This is a genomic window from Pseudomonas sp. CFBP 13719, assembly GCF_014842095.1.
In the GTDB taxonomy this organism is placed as follows: Bacteria; Pseudomonadota; Gammaproteobacteria; order Pseudomonadales; family Pseudomonadaceae; genus Aquipseudomonas.
Genome location: NZ_JACYVB010000001.1, coordinates 987,550 through 1,003,585, shown reverse-complemented (window position 1 = coordinate 1,003,585; position 16,036 = coordinate 987,550). Strand labels below are relative to the sequence as shown.

At 60.3% G+C, this 16,036-nt stretch carries 17 protein-coding genes and 1 pseudogene; 11 read left to right on the top strand and 7 right to left on the bottom strand.

Going from position 1 to position 16,036, the window contains the following annotated elements; all coding sequences use genetic code 11:
* Window positions 1-18 precede the first annotated feature (18 nt).
* The gene (locus IFT57_RS04755) at window positions 19-309 is read left to right on the top strand and encodes a hypothetical protein (RefSeq protein ID WP_192050529.1); all 291 of its coding nucleotides are present in this window, start codon (window positions 19-21) and stop codon (window positions 307-309) included.
* A gap of 2 nt (window positions 310-311) precedes the next feature.
* On the opposite strand, the gene IFT57_RS04750 is transcribed toward IFT57_RS04755, so the two are convergent.
* Entirely contained in the window at window positions 312-626 is a 315-nt protein-coding gene (locus IFT57_RS04750; RefSeq protein WP_192050531.1) for a hypothetical protein, read from the bottom strand.
* Window positions 627-724: 98 nt separating this feature from the next.
* On the bottom strand, window positions 725-1,624 hold the full coding sequence (locus IFT57_RS04745; protein ID WP_192150733.1) for a chemotaxis protein: 900 nt from the start codon (window positions 1,622-1,624) through the stop codon (window positions 725-727).
* A 286-nt stretch (window positions 1,625-1,910) separates the two neighbouring features.
* Between IFT57_RS04745 and IFT57_RS04740 the strand changes: the two genes are divergently transcribed.
* From IFT57_RS04740 to alaC, 7 genes are all read left to right on the top strand, one after another.
* Window positions 1,911-2,417 (top strand): disulfide bond formation protein B, encoded by a 507-nt coding sequence (locus IFT57_RS04740; RefSeq protein ID WP_122713511.1) that lies wholly within the window; start codon window positions 1,911-1,913, stop codon window positions 2,415-2,417.
* A 573-nt stretch (window positions 2,418-2,990) separates the two neighbouring features.
* Window positions 2,991-3,926, top strand: coding sequence for a ubiquinol oxidase subunit II (gene cyoA, locus IFT57_RS04735; RefSeq protein WP_122479587.1), 936 nt, complete (start codon window positions 2,991-2,993; stop codon window positions 3,924-3,926).
* Between the two features lie 3 nt (window positions 3,927-3,929).
* Window positions 3,930-5,945: a cytochrome o ubiquinol oxidase subunit I gene (gene cyoB, locus IFT57_RS04730; protein WP_122479586.1), complete on the top strand. Its 2,016-nt coding sequence runs from the start codon at window positions 3,930-3,932 to the stop codon at window positions 5,943-5,945.
* A gap of 3 nt (window positions 5,946-5,948) precedes the next feature.
* Window positions 5,949-6,578, top strand: a complete 630-nt coding sequence (locus tag IFT57_RS04725) for a cytochrome o ubiquinol oxidase subunit III (protein WP_122479585.1) — start codon at window positions 5,949-5,951, stop codon at window positions 6,576-6,578.
* Window positions 6,579-6,911 carry a cytochrome o ubiquinol oxidase subunit IV gene (cyoD, locus tag IFT57_RS04720; RefSeq protein WP_122479584.1) on the top strand — a complete coding sequence of 111 codons (333 nt, stop codon included), beginning with the start codon at window positions 6,579-6,581 and terminating at the stop codon, window positions 6,909-6,911.
* An 11-nt stretch (window positions 6,912-6,922) separates the two neighbouring features.
* Window positions 6,923-7,810, top strand: a complete 888-nt coding sequence (gene cyoE / locus IFT57_RS04715) for a heme o synthase (protein WP_192150731.1) — start codon at window positions 6,923-6,925, stop codon at window positions 7,808-7,810.
* A gap of 233 nt (window positions 7,811-8,043) precedes the next feature.
* Complete coding sequence (gene alaC / locus IFT57_RS04710; RefSeq protein ID WP_122713509.1) at window positions 8,044-9,243, top strand: alanine transaminase; 1,200 nt, start codon at window positions 8,044-8,046, stop codon at window positions 9,241-9,243.
* A gap of 4 nt (window positions 9,244-9,247) precedes the next feature.
* Here alaC and IFT57_RS04705 read toward each other — a convergent pair whose 3' ends face one another.
* Window positions 9,248-9,895, bottom strand: coding sequence for a DJ-1/PfpI family protein (locus IFT57_RS04705; protein ID WP_192150729.1), 648 nt, complete (start codon window positions 9,893-9,895; stop codon window positions 9,248-9,250).
* A gap of 312 nt (window positions 9,896-10,207) precedes the next feature.
* On the opposite strand from IFT57_RS04705, the gene IFT57_RS04700 reads away from it, so the two are divergent.
* Window positions 10,208-10,993 carry a substrate-binding domain-containing protein gene (locus tag IFT57_RS04700; RefSeq protein ID WP_122713507.1) on the top strand — a complete coding sequence of 262 codons (786 nt, stop codon included), beginning with the start codon at window positions 10,208-10,210 and terminating at the stop codon, window positions 10,991-10,993.
* A gap of 23 nt (window positions 10,994-11,016) precedes the next feature.
* Here the strand turns inward: IFT57_RS04700 and IFT57_RS04695 are convergent, their stop codons facing one another.
* Together IFT57_RS04695 and IFT57_RS04690 are read right to left on the bottom strand one after the other, a co-directional pair.
* Window positions 11,017-11,880, bottom strand: coding sequence for a class I SAM-dependent methyltransferase (locus IFT57_RS04695; RefSeq protein WP_192150727.1), 864 nt, complete (start codon window positions 11,878-11,880; stop codon window positions 11,017-11,019).
* Between the two features lie 153 nt (window positions 11,881-12,033).
* Window positions 12,034-12,498: a LysR substrate-binding domain-containing protein gene (locus IFT57_RS04690; protein WP_192150902.1), complete on the bottom strand. Its 465-nt coding sequence runs from the start codon at window positions 12,496-12,498 to the stop codon at window positions 12,034-12,036.
* 98 nt (window positions 12,499-12,596) lie between these two features.
* Between IFT57_RS04690 and IFT57_RS27235 the strand changes: the two genes are divergently transcribed.
* Together IFT57_RS27235 and IFT57_RS04680 are read left to right on the top strand one after the other, a co-directional pair.
* A complete protein-coding gene (locus IFT57_RS27235; RefSeq protein WP_192150900.1) occupies window positions 12,597-12,716 on the top strand; it encodes a 2OG-Fe dioxygenase family protein in 120 nt (39 codons plus the stop codon).
* Between the two features lie 6 nt (window positions 12,717-12,722).
* Window positions 12,723-13,160, top strand: a pseudogene (locus IFT57_RS04680) (LysE family translocator); the annotation flags it as partial.
* 57 nt (window positions 13,161-13,217) lie between these two features.
* On the opposite strand, the gene IFT57_RS04675 reads toward IFT57_RS04680, so the two are convergent.
* Window positions 13,218-14,771, bottom strand: a complete 1,554-nt coding sequence (locus tag IFT57_RS04675; RefSeq protein ID WP_192150725.1) for an alkaline phosphatase D family protein — start codon at window positions 14,769-14,771, stop codon at window positions 13,218-13,220.
* Between the two features lie 58 nt (window positions 14,772-14,829).
* A complete protein-coding gene (locus IFT57_RS04670) occupies window positions 14,830-16,035 on the bottom strand; it encodes an MFS transporter (protein WP_192150723.1) in 1,206 nt (401 codons plus the stop codon).
* Window position 16,036: the final 1 nt, after the last annotated feature.

Here is a 16,036-nt window from a genome sequence, read left to right as displayed (position 1 = left end):
ATAAGTGAAGGAAGGCCAGTGATCGTTATGGACTGTGTGAAGTATGGCAAAGGATTGCTGCTGGCGAGTCTGATTCCCGTGATGCTGGCGTTGCTATACGTCAGCACGCTGCCGGCGGCGATCAAATGCTGCGCGTTTCAATTCGCCCTCGCCCTGGGCATGCTGTTGCTGCTGTCGACGCGCGTGCCCTGGGTGAGGGCGCTGGTGGTCGTGTCGTTCATGCTCAAGTTCGCGGCCCTGGAGGCCCTCGACGAGAGAGCCGGCAACATGCCGTTCATCAGTATTCTCTACGCATTCATCCTGCTGTGACGCTACTTGCCCTGGACCGAGTCCCATTGGGTCACGAACGCCTTGCGGCTCTGTTTGTGGTACAGGCAAAGTTCTGCGCCAGGCTGGTTCTTCATGTGCGCCTGCGGATAGCGGCCTTGAACCAGCACTGCGGTGTAGCCTACGCGGTCTTCGAACTCGGCGGGAGCACTGGCCACTCGGGCCTGTTTCAGCGTGGTGGCTTTCAGGCAGGCACTGGCAACGCGCTTGTCGTGTTCCGCCCAGGCCTGGTCGGTCGATGCCACCGCATGGGTGGTGACGCTGCCAAGTGCAAGCAACAGGGTCAGGTAGGTTTTCATGGTCGTGTTTCCTGCGCCTTGTGAACAGACCGCCATTATGCCCAAGTGGCGTTCATCCGCGTACCTGGATGCACGGCCTGCGCCAGACCACGGCTGTTTCAGTGTGCCTGTTCCTCGACGAAACGCGCTGCCGTGATCAGGCAGCCGGTGAGTTCCGGAGAAGAAAACTTGGTCAACACCGCGTTGGCACCGGCCTGGCGCGCCTTCTCGCTGTTCATCGTGCTGTCCAGCGAGGTGTGCAACAGGACGTAGAGGTCCTTGAAGTCCGGCGTGTCGCGCAACGTGCGGGTCAGCGCATAGCCGTCCATTTCCGACATCTCGATATCCGATACCAGCACATTGATCTGCGCATCGGTGCCCTGCAGCTCCAGCAGGCAATCGATCGCCTCGCGGGCGCTGCGCGCAGTGCGGCATTCGATGCCCAGTGTGCGCAGGGTGATGAGCGACTGCTGCAGCGCCACATGGCTGTCGTCCACAACCAGGATCTTGGCGTTGGCAAGGCAGCGCGCGTCGGCATCGCTCAAGCGTTGAGGGTCGCCCTGCAGCCGTGCCGGGGCGATACCGTGGATGACTTTCTCGATATCCAGCACCTGCACCAAGGCACCGTCTACCTGGGTAACGCCGGTGATGAACGATTTGGTACCCGAGCCGTAGGGCGGCGGGCGGATATCGGTGCTCAGGCAATGGACGATCCGGCTGACAGCCTGCACGTGCAGGCCCTGCTTGGAGCGGCTGACGTCGGTAACGATCAGGCAGCCGCCGGAAGGATCGAGCAAGGGCTGCTCACCGATCGCCCGGCTCAGGTCGATGACGGACAACGCCTGGCCACGCAGGGTTGCCACACCCTTGACGTGCGGGTGCGCTTCAGGGAGCCGGGTCAGGGCAGGGCAGGGGATGATCTCGCTGACCTTGAGCAGGTTGATGGCCATCAACTTGCCGCTGCGCAAGGTGAACAGCAACAGCGAAAGGGAATCTGCGCGGGCGTTCTGGGATGCCATGTGAACCTTCTTGATGGAACCGATGCAGGGCCGCGAACAGCCGGCCCAACGAGTGCGTTGCCTATGTATCGACTCGACGTGCGCAGGCTTTAACGCGATCGTCGCTAGGCCGTGAGCAGGGTCTTAACGCCGGTTTAATCGCCAGGGCATTACTGTAGCAAGGCTCGCAGAAATCTCTGGTTACACCCTATTACCGGAGTTTTCCTACAGTCGTCCGCACGAGTCAGCGTGTAGACTGGCGCGCATCGAAAACCCGCCCGTTTTGGCCTGTGAAGGGAAAGCTGCAATGAACGAAGTCAATTTGCGCCTCAACCGCGAACGCCGTTTCCTGGTGCTGCTGGGGGTGATCTGCCTGGCCCTGATCGGCGGCGCGCTGTACATGCAGATCGTGTTGGGCGAGGCGCCTTGTCCGCTGTGCATCCTGCAACGCTACGCCCTGTTGTTCATCGCCTTGTTCGCGTTCATCGGCGCAGCGATGCGTGGTCGTACCGGCGTGACCGTGTGCGAAGGGCTGGTGGTGCTCAGTGCGGTGGGTGGCATCGCGGCCGCCGGTCGCCATGCGTGGGTGCTGGCCAATCCAGCGGTCAGCTGCGGCATCGACACATTGCAACCCATCGTCGACGGCCTGCCTCTGGCCAACCTGATGCCCAGCGTGTTCCAGGTGCAGGGGTTCTGTTCCACGCCCTATCCACCGGTACTGGGCCTGTCCCTCGCGCAGTGGGCGCTGGTAGCATTCGTGATGACGGCTATTCTTGTACCTCTGGGCATCTATCGCAATCGGACCCGTCGCTGAGTAGCCAAGGCACCTGCGCTCGTCATTATTCGTGCCGGAATTTGATTCCGCGCTCCAGGTGGCATGGCGCAAGTGTGGCAATGTGCCGCCCTTGAATTCGCGATGGCCTTGTAAACACGGGCCTTTGCAAGGGTTTTCCAGGGTGCGACATCGTGTCGCAAGGCTTTGAAAGTGCGTCGGATTGTTGCATAATTTGGAAATACCTGTTGCCGGATTAGTCGTAGTCAATGGGTAATAGGCTCACTACAATCGCGGAAATTTCAGTAGGTCAGTGCCTCAAAAAGGGCAGGTCAGGTGCTCGCATGCACCAATGACAGGCACTTTTCGTACCGTTGGCACTGCCTGGCTGAACCCTTGGGTGGTCCGTGCACTCAAGGGAAAGAGTCTGCAACCCCTTCGGGTTGCGCACGTCATGACAGCTGCACCGCTCCAGACCGGTCTTGTCACCCCGCAGCAACTGCGAGTCTGGCATGTCCGTATTCAATCCCGATATAAATGCTGGCGCTTGGCAGGTCGAAGTGTTGGCTACCAAAACACAATTGCATTGAAGCAAGCTGCTCTAGAGGTCGTGAGATGAGTAAAAAGCGTTACCCCAGACTGTTTGGCATACTGCCCTTTTTAGGCATGCTTTTTCTCGGCGGGTGCAAGTGGACCCTGATCGACTCGAAAGGGCAGGTGGGCATCGACGAACGCAACCTGATCTACATCGCCACCGGGCTGATGTTGCTGGTGGTGATCCCGGTTATCGTCATGGCACTCGCGTTCGCCTGGAAGTACCGTGCCTCGAACAAGGAAGCGACCTACACGCCTGAATGGGCGCACTCCACCAAGATCGAACTGGTGGTGTGGGGCATCCCGTTGCTGATCATCATCGCGCTGGGTTACGTGACCTATGTGTCGACTCATCACCTCGACCCCTACCGTCCGCTGGAATCCGAGCACAAGCCGGTCACAATCCAGGTGGTGGCGCTGGACTGGAAGTGGTTGTTCATCTATCCGGAGCAAGGCATCGCCACGGTTAACAAAATCGTCTTCCCGGCGAATGTACCGGTCAACTTCCGCATCACTTCCGACTCGGTCATGAACTCGTTCTTCATCCCGCAGCTGGGTGGCCAGATCTACGCGATGGCCGGCATGCAGACGCAGCTGCACCTGATCGCCAATGAAAACGGCGAGTTCGACGGCATTTCCGCGAACTACAGTGGTGCAGGTTTCACCGGCATGAAGTTCAAAGCAGTCGCTACGACCCAGGCTGATTTCGATGCGTGGGTCAGTGAAGTGAAGAGCGCGCCTAAGCAGCTCGATGCAGCTACCTACGAAGCGCTGGCCAAACCTAGCGAGAAAAACCCGGTCGAGCTGTATTCCTCGTACGTTCCGAACCTGTTCCAGACCATCATCGACAAGTATGAAGGGATGAATCCAGGCAAAGGCGTCAGCCACGAGGGGAAGCAGGCCTCGAACGAAGGGATGGACATGGGCAAGAATTCAGCTGCTGGGGCAGAGGAGTAAAAGATGTTCGGTAAACTTAGTCTGGAAGCGGTGCCCTTCCACGAGCCGATAGTGATGGTGACACTTGCCGTCGTTGCGTTGCTCGGGGCGGTGGTGTTCGGTCTGATCACCTATCACAAGAAGTGGACGTACCTGTGGACCGAGTGGTTCACGTCGGTCGACCACAAGAAAATCGGCGTCATGTACATTGCCGTTGCCCTGGTCATGCTGTTGCGCGGCTTTGCCGACGCCATCATGATGCGCTCGCAACAGGCTGTGGCCACTGCTGGCTCGACGGGCTTCCTGCCGCCTGAGCACTATGACCAGATCTTCACCGCTCACGGTGTGATCATGATCATCTTCATGGCCATGCCATTCATGATCGGTCTGATGAACATCGTCGTGCCGCTGCAGATTGGCGCACGCGACGTGGCCTTTCCGTTCCTGAACTCGGTCAGCTTCTGGCTGTTCGTGGTCGGCGCGCTGCTGGTCAACATCTCCCTGGGGGTCGGCGAGTTCGGCAAGACGGGTTGGGTCGCGTATCCACCACTTGCGGGCATCCAATACAGTCCCGGAGTCGGTGTCGACTACTACATCTGGGCATTGCAGATATCCGGTCTGGGTACATTGCTGACGGGCGTCAACTTCATCGTTACCATCCTGAAGATGCGTGCGCCCGGCATGACCCTGATGAAAATGCCGGTGTTCACCTGGAACTGCCTGTGCACCGCCGTACTGATCGCTGCATCGTTCCCGATCCTCACCGCCGTACTGTTCATGCTGACGCTTGACCGTTATCTGGGCTTCCACTTCTTCACCAACGAGCTTGGTGGGAACCCGATGATGTACGTCAACCTGTTCTGGGCCTGGGGTCACCCCGAGGTGTACATCCTTATCCTGCCGGCATTCGGTGTGTTCTCGGAGGTCACTTCAACGTTCTGTCGCAAGCGCCTGTTCGGTTACGTATCGCTGGTATGGGCAACCATCGCCATCACCGTGCTGTCGTTCATCGTCTGGCTGCACCACTTCTTCACCATGGGTTCGGGTGCCAACGTCAACGCCTTCTTCGGCATCATGACGATGGTGATCGCGATCCCGACAGGCGTGAAGATCTTCACCTGGCTGTTCACCATGTACCGCGGCCGCATCGAGTTCACCACTCCGATGCTGTGGACCATCGGCTTCATCGTGACCTTCAGCATCGGCGGCATGACCGGCGTTCTGCTGGCGGTGCCTGGTGCCGACTTCGTGCTGCACAACAGTCTGTTCCTGATCGCTCACTTCCATAACGTGATCATCGGCGGTGCGGTATTCGGTTACCTGGCCGGCTTCACCTTCTGGTTCCCGAAAGCCTTCGGCTTCAAGCTCAACGAGCGCCTGGGCAAGTATTCCTTCTGGTGCTGGTTGGTAGGTTTCTACCTGGCGTTCATGCCGCTGTACGTGCTGGGCTTCATGGGCATGACCCGTCGCCTGAACCACACCGACAACCCAGACTGGACGCCGTGGCTGTACGTGGCTTTCGTCGGCGCGCTGTTCGTGGCTGCCGGTATCGGCTTCATGCTGCTGCAACTCTATGTCTCGATCCGCGATCGTCATCTGAACCAGGACGTCTCGGGCGACCCATGGGATGGCCGTACCCTGGAGTGGTCGACTTCGTCGCCACCACCGTTCTACAACTTCGCCGAGCAACCAGTGGTTTCCGATCTGGACGCTTACTGGGGCATGAAGGAACGTGGTGAAGCCACTGCCAACGCTGCGGACTACAAGCAGATCCACATGCCGCGCAACACCGGTATGGGCGTGCTGATGTCGTTCTTCGGTTTGATCCTGGGTTTCGCTGCCATCTGGCACATCTGGTGGGCGGCTGCGATCGGTCTGGCCGGCATGGTCATCACTTTGATCGTGCGCAGCTATGACGATGACATCGACTACTACGTACCGGCTGAAGAAGTCGCTCGTATCGAAGGTGAACGCATGGCTCGCCTGGCAAACGCCGCACGAGTTGATTCTCGTCTGAACTCCACGGTGGAGAAGGCTTAAACAATGTCTAACGCAACCTTAAACGCGGAAGTGGCTCACGAACACGAGCACGGTCACGACGATCATGATCATCACGATTCCGGGGGCATGACTGTCTTCGGTTTCTGGATCTACCTGATGACCGACTGCATCCTGTTCGCGTCGATCTTCGCCGCCTATGCAGTACTGGTTAACAACGTTGCCGGTGGCCCCTCGGGCCACGACATCTTCGAGCTGCCCTTCGTGGCAGCCGAAACCGCACTGCTGCTGTTCAGTTCCATTACCTATGGCTTCGCCATGCTGGCGCTGCACAGCAACGACAAGAGCGGTGTGATGAAGTGGCTGTTCGTCACTTTCCTGCTGGGCGCAGGCTTCATCGCGATGGAAATCTATGAGTTCCACAAGCTGATCGAAGAGGGCTTCGGCCCGCAGCGCAGCGGCTTCCTGACCGGGTTTTTCACCCTGGTCGGTACCCACGGCCTGCACGTGACCAGCGGTTTGATCTGGATGGCGGTACTGATCGCCCAGGTCAAATCCAAAGGCCTGACCGCAACCAACAACACGCGCATGAGCTGCCTCAGCCTGTTCTGGCACTTCCTGGACGTGGTCTGGATCTGCGTGTTCACCGTCGTCTATCTGATGGGAGCTCTGTAAATGGCAAACCCTCATACCACTTCGGCCGGTAGCAGCCACGGTAGCTACAAGTCGTACATGATCGGTTTCGTGCTGTCGGTCATCCTGACCGCGATTCCGTTCGGCCTGGTGATGTTTCCGAGCATGTCCAAGGAAGCTACCCTGTGGATCGTGATGATCTTCGCGGTGATTCAGGTGCTGGTTCACCTGGTGTACTTCCTGCACCTGGACCGCACGTCCGAACAGCGCTGGAACGTGATTGCCTTCGTGTTCTCGGCGTTGATCATCGCGTTCCTGGTTGGCCTGTCGCTGTGGATCATGTTCAGCATCCATCACTTCATGATGGCGAAGTAAGGAACCCGGACATGTCCGTAAAGCACTTTATCCAAATCACCAAACCGGGGATCATTTTCGGTAACGTGCTTTCCGTGGCAGGTGGGTTCTTCCTGGCCTCTCAAGGGCATGTCGACATCGGGCTGTTTCTGGCCACGGTGATCGGTACATCGCTGGTAGTGGCGTCGGGCTGTGCATTCAACAACTGCATCGACCGTGACATCGACGTGAAGATGGAGCGCACCAAGAATCGCGCGTTGGTTCAGGGGCAGATTTCGGTGAAGGTCGCCCTGGTCTTCGCCACGCTACTGGGGGTTGCCGGGATGGTCATGCTGTACGTATTGGCCAACCCGCTGGCTGCCCTGTGTGGCTTGATCGGCTTCGTTATCTACGTGGGCTTCTACAGCCTCTATCTGAAGCGCAAGTCGGTGCACGGCACCCTGGTCGGTAGCCTGTCCGGTGCCATGCCTCCGGTGATTGGTTACGTGGCGGTGAGCAACAGCTTCGATCTGGCGGCATTGACGCTGCTGGTGATGTTCAGCCTGTGGCAGATGCCCCATTCGTACGCGATCGCGATCTTCCGCTTCAACGATTACCTGGCGGCTTCGATTCCGGTACTCCCGGTCAAGCGCGGTATCGTGGTGGCGAAGAAGCACATCCTGATCTACATCCTGGCTTTCCTCCTGGCGACGCTGATGCTGACCCTGGGTGGCTATGCCGGCATGAGCTACCTTGCAGTCGCCGCTGCCATGGGCATGTACTGGTTGTACATGGCCTGGACGGGCTACAAGGCGGTGGATGACAAGGTCTGGGCGCGCAAGCTGTTCGTGTTCTCGATCTTCACCATCACCGCCCTGAGCGTGATGATGTCCCTGGATTTCAAGGCGCCGGGCGAGCTGTTGCTGACCTACGCGCATTGATCCTGCTGCAGCGATAAAAACGCCCCGGACCGAACAGTTCCGGGGCTTTTTTTTGGGGCAAAGGTTGGGGTCCGCAGTGCGGCCTTCGCGGGCAGAGCCCGCTCCCACAGATGGGGGGCGCAGCGCATATTGCGCTTTACATCCCCGCATCGGTCCCGTTATCTTTCGGGCTGGCCACCGCAGTGGCCAACGTCGCTCGGACGGTTCCGGGCGCTTACGTATCCGAGGAAGTCATGGCCGAACCTGTTCGCCCGCGCCGCTTTGCGCGCATCGATCGTCTCCCCCCCTATGTGTTCAATATCACCGCCGAGTTGAAGATGGCTGCGCGTCGGCGCGGCGAAGACATCATCGACCTGAGCATGGGCAATCCCGACGGCGCCACGCCACCCCATATCGTCGACAAGCTGGTGACCGTTGCCCAGCGCGAAGACACTCATGGCTACTCCACCTCCCGCGGTATCCCGCGGCTGCGCCGGGCCATTTCGCGCTGGTACAAGGACCGCTATCAGGTCGATATCGACCCTGAAGACGAAGCCATCGTTACCATTGGCTCGAAAGAGGGCCTGGCGCACCTGATGCTGGCCACGCTCGACCAGGGTGATACCGTGCTGGTGCCCAATCCCAGCTACCCGATCCATATCTACGGTGCGGTGATCGCCGGCGCCCAGGTGCGCTCGGTCCCGCTGGTGCCGGGTGTGGACTTCTTCAACGAGCTGGAGCGGGCGATCCGCGAATCCATTCCCAAGCCGAAGATGATGATTCTGGGCTTCCCGTCCAACCCGACCGCACAGTGTGTGGAGCTGGATTTCTTCGAGCGGGTGGTGGCCCTCGCCAAGCGCTACGACGTGTTGGTGGTGCACGACCTGGCCTATGCCGATATCGTCTACGACGGCTGGAAAGCGCCGTCGATCATGCAAGTGCCTGGCGCCAAGGACATCGCCGTCGAATTCTTCACGCTGTCCAAGAGCTACAACATGGCCGGATGGCGAATCGGCTTCATGGTCGGCAATCCCGAGCTGGTCAATGCTTTGGCACGCATCAAGAGCTATCACGACTACGGCACGTTCACCCCGTTGCAGGTCGCAGCCATCGCTGCGCTCGAAGGTGATCAGCAGTGTGTGAAAGACATCGCCGAGCAGTACCGCCAGCGCCGCAACGTGCTGGTCAAAGGCTTGCACGAACTGGGCTGGATGGTCGAGAACCCCAAGGCGTCGATGTATGTCTGGGCCAAGATTCCCGAGGCCTACGCGCACATGGGCTCGCTCGAGTTCGCCAAGAAGCTGCTGGCCGAAGCCAAGGTCTGCGTCTCGCCCGGCATCGGCTTCGGTGACTATGGCGATGACCATGTACGCTTTGCGCTGATCGAAAACCAGGATCGCATTCGGCAGGCCGTGCGTGGCATCCGCCAGATGTTCCGGGCCGACAAGGGCTGAGGTTCTAGCCTGGCGTGTCGTGCCATTCATACTGCATCTGGCGGGCGGTGATACGCGCCGCATCGGCACCGAGCAGGCGTGCCACCAGATGCAGGCTCATGTCGATGCCGGCCGAAATCCCGGCACTGGTGACCACGCTGCCAGCGTCGACATAGGGCACATTTTCCCGCACATCGAGGTCCGGGTAGCTGTCGCGCAGCTCCTGGATGTCGGCCCAATGGGTGGTGACGCTCTGCCCCTCCAGCAACCCCGCCTTGGCCAGGATCAATGCGCCGCTGCACACCGAAGTGAGCAATCCTGTCGTCGCTGCCATCCGACGTAGCCAGGCGAGCGTGTTCGGGTCGTTGACGGGTTGGTCGATCACGCCCCCCGGCACGATCAGCACATCACAGTGCAGGTCTTCATCGAACTGGGCGTCTGGCTGCACCCGCAGCTCGTAGCGGGCGGTGAGCAATTCGCGACTGGCTGCGACCGTGCTGACCACGAATGGCGCATGCTCACTCAGGCCGTCGCGCAGCGCAACGCGGGTGGCAACGCTGAACACTTCGTAGGGCCCGGCGAAGTCGAGAATCTCGATGCCGGGGTAGAGCAGGATGACGACTTGCAAAGGGCGGTCGAAAATCTGCAGTTCGGGGGGCAAGGCCTTGGACATGGGGTGACTCCAGTCTGGAGCACGCATCATCGAGCTGAACGGTTAAAGGGTAAATGACAGTTACCCCACAGATCTTGCCAAAATGTCGGTATTGCCTTCATCGCTCGTTCGCGCCACGAAGGTTGAAATTGTTTCTCTACGTTGCAATTGCCGAACATCACCTTTTTAAATGGCAACCTGATCCTGGCTTTTGGCCGATTGCGCGTAAACTGATCATTCTTCGCGAGGCGGTCTACCATCACCGCATTCGTCCGCTGTGCCTCTGGCCAGTCACCGGCCAGGCTTCATCTTCACTTTCAGGATCATATCGTCATGACCAAACGGCTCACCAGCGCACTGCTGGCTTGTGTATTGCTCGGCTCCAGCGCCGCCCACGCACAGAAGGCGCCACCACCGGTGCAGTTGTCCCTGCTCGGGTCCGGCGGCGTGGTCAGTGCCATGCAGACCATCGTCGTCGAATACGAAAAAGCCACCGGCATCAAGGTCACCGTGCTGCCTTCGCCTGCCATCGGCGACAACCCGATGGCGATCTCCAGCCGGCTGGAGCGCGGTGAGCGAGCCGATCTGGTGCTCACCGAAGACGCCGCGTTGAACAAACTCATTCAACTGGGTGAAGTGCAACGCGAACCTCGCGTGGATGTCGGCAAGTCTTTCATCGCCATGGCCGTCCGCCAAGGTGAGGCCAAGCCGGACATCGGCAGTGTCGACGCCTTCCGCAAGACCCTGCTCGACGCCCGCTCGCTGGCCTACTCCAACAGCACCAGCGGCCTGTACCTGTCGCACCTGCTGTTTCCGCGCATGAAACTCGCCGAACAGCTTCGCGACAAAAGCAGCCTGGTGGACAGCGAGCCCGTGGGGGCCGTGGTCGCTCGAGGCGATGTTCAGTTGGGTTTCCAGCAGCTGAGCGAACTCAAGGCAGTGCCGGGTATCGACATCGTCGGCCTGATTCCCGATGCGGTGCAGAAGATGACCCTGTATTCAGGTGGTGTCACGCGCACCAGCGCCCACCCTGAAGAGGCCGCTGCCTTGCTGCAGTACCTGAGCACACCGGCAGCCCGTCTCGCCATTCAGGAAAGCGGGCTTACGCCAGTGCACTGAGCCCGCTGGGCGCCAGGAGGGGTCTAGAGAATCTTCACGGTATGAAAGGCCACGGTGTCGTAGGGCACGGTGACCTCCTGCTTGTCCTTGAGCTGGGGGTGGGTGGCAATGATCTCGCGGACTTTCTGGAAAATCGGCTCCTGCTGTTCAGGGGAGAGGGTAGAGATGAAGCTGATGGAGCGTACCCGGTTGAGAATCACGTCTTCCGGCGTGCCGGTGTGAGAATGGGTGAAGTGCTTTTCCACCAGCGGATGCGCGAAGCCCTTGTGCGGGAACATTTCGCGCCACTGTTGGGTGTAGAACCGCGGGCTGTCACCGGCCACCGCGCTGACCACGTCAGCCACCTGACGTACCCAGTCCTCGCGGGTATCGCGCAGGTTCCAGATCATTCCCAAGCGTCCGCCGCGCTTGAGCACCCGGTGGATTTCCTTCATGGCCTCGGGTTTGGCAAACCAGTGGAACGAATGCGCGCAGATCACCGCATCCACTGATTCGTTTTTCAACGGGATCTCTTCGGCAGCACCCTCGAGTATTTTCACGTAGGGCTTGTCGCCCCAGTTGAGTTCCAGCTTCTCGCGCATGGCGGCAACCGGTTCCACCGCGAACACCTCGGCGCCGATGTCGACCAGCCGCGGAATGAACTTGCCAGTGCCCGAGCCCAGGTCGAGCACCGTTGTATGGGGTGGGTCCCATTTGCTGTGCGGCTTGATCTGCATGATCTCGCGCAGCCAGTTGTCCAGTTCCCTGGGGTAATCAGGGCGGCCCTTGTCGAACGAGCTGGCACCCTGCAGATAGCCTTTTACGGCCGTGGTGGGAAGGAAAGTCAGAAGTCTTTCGGTCAAGCTCTTGATGTTCTTGGAGCCACTGCCTTCGTCGAAATTGCTCATGTTCGCCCTCGCACGCTTGCTAGCGCGGTTGTTGTCGCCAGGCTGATTGCACAGCGCAACGCCCAACCAGCCGCGGCGGGCGTTATCAGACAAAGCGTAGCCCAAGGTCGTCGAGGTCACCTTTAATTCGTGCAGGGAGGGGTGAAATGCGGATCAGCGTCTGTGGGAAAGTGTCCGGGCGACCGATGCCTCTGCCTGCCCGTTCAACCACTGACTGAAGACGGCACATTTGGTGCTTTCTTCCGGCAATCGCGGGGACAGCACCACGTACTTCGAACCATCGCAAGTAAAGCCGAAGGGCGCTACCAGTTGCCCGGATGCCAGTTCCTCTTGAACCATCAACAGTGACGCCACGCTTACGCCCAACCCAGCAGTAGCGGCCTGCAGGCACAGGTAGAAATGCTCGTACTCGACCGTTGCCACTTCCCCTGGCACTTTCTTCGCCAGTCGCAGCCACTGCTCCCAGGCAGCCGGTCGTGTGCTGCTGCGCAGCACGTGCACGCCACTCAATCGCCTCACCGATTCCGCCAAGGCGGGTGCGCAAACCGGACCGACCCATTCAGGACACAACGCAGCACTTTCGACTGAATCGTCCCAGCGAAAATCGTCGCGTCGAATGCATGCTGCTGGTCAATCGAGTCAACGTGATGGAGGGCGAGACGTCCATCTACGACAATGACTTGCGGCTGCTGGCAAGGCACTCGATGATCCATTAACTGGAAGCCGCCCTGCTCAACGATGAGCAGGTTCGACACGGCGTCAGCGCCGTCATCCCCATACACCCCGATCGACCTGCCCACCGGGATGTCCTGGTCGTCACTTTCAAGAAACGTTGACGGGACGTGATCATCACTCAGTCGCCACTGTTGTTCATGGGCATGAAATGGCTGGGTGCCGGTTATCTCATCTACCTGGGCGTGCGCTCGTTGCTCAACACCTCCAAGTTGGCATTGGCCAACGTGGGAGGCGGGGCGCCGTCATTGTGGAGCGCGTTTCGGACAGGCTTCTTCACCAATGCCCTCAATCCCAAGACCATGTTGTTTGTGGTAGCCACTTACAGTCAGGTCGTACAGGCGGGCAGTTCGATAATGACGAACTTTGCCTATGGCTTGTTCATGTCGTTCTCGCACTGGGTGTGGTTCAGCATCGTGGCGCTGTTCTTCTCGTCCGGGCCGCTGCGTCGGCGGATGCTGGAGAAACAACACGTTGTCGATCGGGTGATCGGCACCGCCCTCATAGGGTTGGCCGCGTGCCTGGTACTGCCGGGCCTTGGCAGTTGAGCCATTGCACCGCCCCCGCCGCGGCTATTTGTCCGGATGTGTGCGGTGCAATGAGTGTCAAACCGGCTGCAGCTTCTTCTCGAACACCACCACGCCATCCAGATCACGCAGTTGCACGGTCATTTCTCCGCTCTGGCCCTCGATCTGTACTTCGCCGAAAAACTGGAAACCGGCGAACGGTGAGGTGTTCTGGGCCGGCGGTGCTTTCTGGAACACCACCTGCGGACCAAAGGTGGCATCCAGCGGGTTGGGGCCGAAGCTGCCGGCGTTCAGTGGCCCGGCGACGAATTCCCAGAACGGTTCGAAGTCCTGGAAGGCGGCGCGGTCGGGGTGGTAGTGATGCGCGGCGCAGTAGTGTACGTCGGCAGTCAGCCAGACCGTATTGACAACTTTTTGCTGGCGCACGAAGCCGAGCAGCTCGGCGATCTCCAGCTCGCGCCCCTTGGCGGCGCCATCATCGCCGTTGGCGATTGCCTCCCAGCGCCCGACGCCTGGACTCACCTCTCCATCCGGGACACCCAAGCCGATGGGCATATCGGCGGCAATGACTTTCCATTGAGCCTGCGACCCTTTGAGTCCGGACTTCAGCCAGTCCAGTTGCGCCTGTCCAAGAAACGCCGTCCGGGCCTCGGGGCTGGCCGCCAGATTGTCATCGTTGCCACTGCGGTAGCTGCGCATGTCCAATACGAAGATATCCAGCATCGGACCGTAGCTGAGCTTGCGGTAGATACGCCCGCCGTTGTCGGCGCGCTGCAGGCGCATGGGCGCGTACTCGAGCCACGCCTGACGCGCGTTGCCGACCAGATGGCGAATGTCGCGGTTCTGGTAGCGCGCGTCGAGTTGCTTGCTGGGTGACCAGTTGTTGGTCACCTCGTGGTCGTCCCACTGCCAGATCTGCGGCACCTCGGCATTGAAGCGCCGCACGTTTTCATCCATCAGGTTGTAGCGGTAGTTGCCGCGGTACTCGTCCAGAGTTTCCGCCACCTTGCTCTTGGCTTCGGTGGTGATGTTGCGCCATACGCGGCCATTCTCGGTGGTCACCGTGGCTGGCACCGGCCCGTCGGCGTAGATGGTATCGCCGCTGTGGATGAAGAAATCCGGCAGGCGTAGACGCATGGCTTCGTAGATGCGCATGCCGCCGATATCAGGGTTGATACCGAAGCCCTGGCCCACTGTGTCGCCGCTCCACACGAAGCGGATGTCGCGACGCTGCGAAGGCTCGCTGCGCAGATGGCCGAACCACGGCTCGCTGCTGACGCCGGTCTGCGCGTCTTCGAACTGCACGCGATAGAAGATCGCCTGGTCCACCGGCAGGCCGCTGAGTTCGACCCGCGCGGTGAAATCGCTGCCCGCGTCGGCCAGTGGCGATACCGAACGGCGAGGGTTGGTGAACATGCTGCGCGTATCCCATTCCACCACCATGCGTGCCGGGCGGTCGCAGCGGCTCCAGACCATGGCCCTGTCGCCCATCAGGTCGCCGGACTGCACGCCGTCAGTCAGTTGTGGCCGGTCCTTGACCGAGGCGATCACCGCTGGCGCCAGCCCAGGCAACAGAAAGCCTGCCCCCACGGCTTGCACGAGGCGACGGCGCTTGAGATCGAACATGGTCATGGCATAGCCCTTGGAAAGTGAAAGGGCTATGTAAGCGTGGGGATGTGACAGGGGCGTGTCAGCCAGGCACGATAACCTCGCTCGCCGAAGTTGCCTGCAGCGTACGCAGCCCTGTGAGCACGGCGGTCAGCATCAACAGCCCGGCACCGATGGCAACGGCGAATCCGGCGCGAGTACCGAAGTGGTCGATGACCATACCGGCGACTGCCCCACCCATCGCGATGCCGACACTGACCCCTGTACTCAGCCAGGTCAGCCCTTCGGTGATCTTGCCGGGCGGCAGGATTTTCGTGCCGATGTTCATCACCACGATCAGCGTCGGTGCGAACGACATGCCGGTGATGAACAGCAATCCGGTGAGCCAGTACACGTTGGACGCGAAAATCGGCAACGTCGTCGCCACGGCAGTGAATACCGCGCCGATCAGCAACTGAGTTTCGTACGCCAGCCCACTTCTCACTGTCCCGAACGTGATCCCGGCAACCATCGACCCTGCAGCGAACCCCGCGAGAATAAAGCTGGCGGCCGCTGCCCAGCCTTGCTCCTTGGCAAAAGCCACTACCGCCACATCGACCGAGCCGCCGAGCAACCCCAGCGCCAGCATCGCCACCACGATGATCCGCAAGGCAGGAATGCGCAGCGGGGAAGTGGAGGGACCCTTGACCGCCGGCACCGGCGGCGGCTCGGTTTCATGCTGGCGCAGAAAGGCAACCACGCCCACGGCCAACAACACGGCGGCCACCAGCGGGCCAGCTTGTGGAAACAGACCGCTGCTCAAGGCGATGGACAACGGTGGACCGACGATGAAGGTGAACTCCACCAGCACTGTATCCAGGGAGTACGCGGCGTGCAGTTGTGGTTTTCCGCGAAACAGGTAGGCCCAGCGTGCGCGGATCATTGCTCCGAAACTGGGGAGCACCCCCGCGAGGGCGGCCAGCGCGAACAACACCGGCAGCGGCGCATGCCAATGCACGGCGCCAATCAGGGCCAGGAGCATGCCGATACTGAACGCCGCGACGGGCGCCAGCACCCTGCGCTGGCCGCGCTGATCGACCAGCTTTGAAATCATCGGCCCGAGCACGGCGCTGGTCAGGGTAAAAGTACCCGCCACCGCACCTGCGACCCAATAGCGGCCGGTCTCATGCACCAGCATGGTGATGAGGCCCAGCCCGATCATGGTCTGCGGAAGGCGGGCCATGGAACCCGCCAGTAACAGAGCCACGACGCCTGGGGTTGCGAAGAATGTACGGTAGGCATTACTCATG

What these genes read in the sequence shown, in the direction of transcription:
- IFT57_RS04670 (WP_192150723.1), bottom strand. Translation starts at nt 16,035, where the DNA reads ATGAGTAATGCCTACCGTACATTCTTCGCAACCCCAGGCGTCGTGGCT.
- IFT57_RS04695 (WP_192150727.1), bottom strand. Translation starts at nt 11,880, where the DNA reads ATGAGCAATTTCGACGAAGGCAGTGGCTCCAAGAACATCAAGAGCTTG.
- IFT57_RS04705 (WP_192150729.1), bottom strand. Translation starts at nt 9,895, where the DNA reads ATGTCCAAGGCCTTGCCCCCCGAACTGCAGATTTTCGACCGCCCTTTG.
- IFT57_RS04675 (WP_192150725.1), bottom strand. Translation starts at nt 14,771, where the DNA reads ATGACCATGTTCGATCTCAAGCGCCGTCGCCTCGTGCAAGCCGTGGGG.
- IFT57_RS04725 (WP_122479585.1), top strand. Translation starts at nt 5,949, where the DNA reads ATGTCTAACGCAACCTTAAACGCGGAAGTGGCTCACGAACACGAGCAC.
- IFT57_RS04750 (WP_192050531.1), bottom strand. Translation starts at nt 626, where the DNA reads ATGAAAACCTACCTGACCCTGTTGCTTGCACTTGGCAGCGTCACCACC.
- IFT57_RS04700 (WP_122713507.1), top strand. Translation starts at nt 10,208, where the DNA reads ATGACCAAACGGCTCACCAGCGCACTGCTGGCTTGTGTATTGCTCGGC.
- IFT57_RS04740 (WP_122713511.1), top strand. Translation starts at nt 1,911, where the DNA reads ATGAACGAAGTCAATTTGCGCCTCAACCGCGAACGCCGTTTCCTGGTG.
- cyoB (WP_122479586.1), top strand. Translation starts at nt 3,930, where the DNA reads ATGTTCGGTAAACTTAGTCTGGAAGCGGTGCCCTTCCACGAGCCGATA.
- alaC (WP_122713509.1), top strand. Translation starts at nt 8,044, where the DNA reads ATGGCCGAACCTGTTCGCCCGCGCCGCTTTGCGCGCATCGATCGTCTC.
- cyoD (WP_122479584.1), top strand. Translation starts at nt 6,579, where the DNA reads ATGGCAAACCCTCATACCACTTCGGCCGGTAGCAGCCACGGTAGCTAC.
- cyoA (WP_122479587.1), top strand. Translation starts at nt 2,991, where the DNA reads ATGAGTAAAAAGCGTTACCCCAGACTGTTTGGCATACTGCCCTTTTTA.
- cyoE (WP_192150731.1), top strand. Translation starts at nt 6,923, where the DNA reads ATGTCCGTAAAGCACTTTATCCAAATCACCAAACCGGGGATCATTTTC.
- IFT57_RS04745 (WP_192150733.1), bottom strand. Translation starts at nt 1,624, where the DNA reads ATGGCATCCCAGAACGCCCGCGCAGATTCCCTTTCGCTGTTGCTGTTC.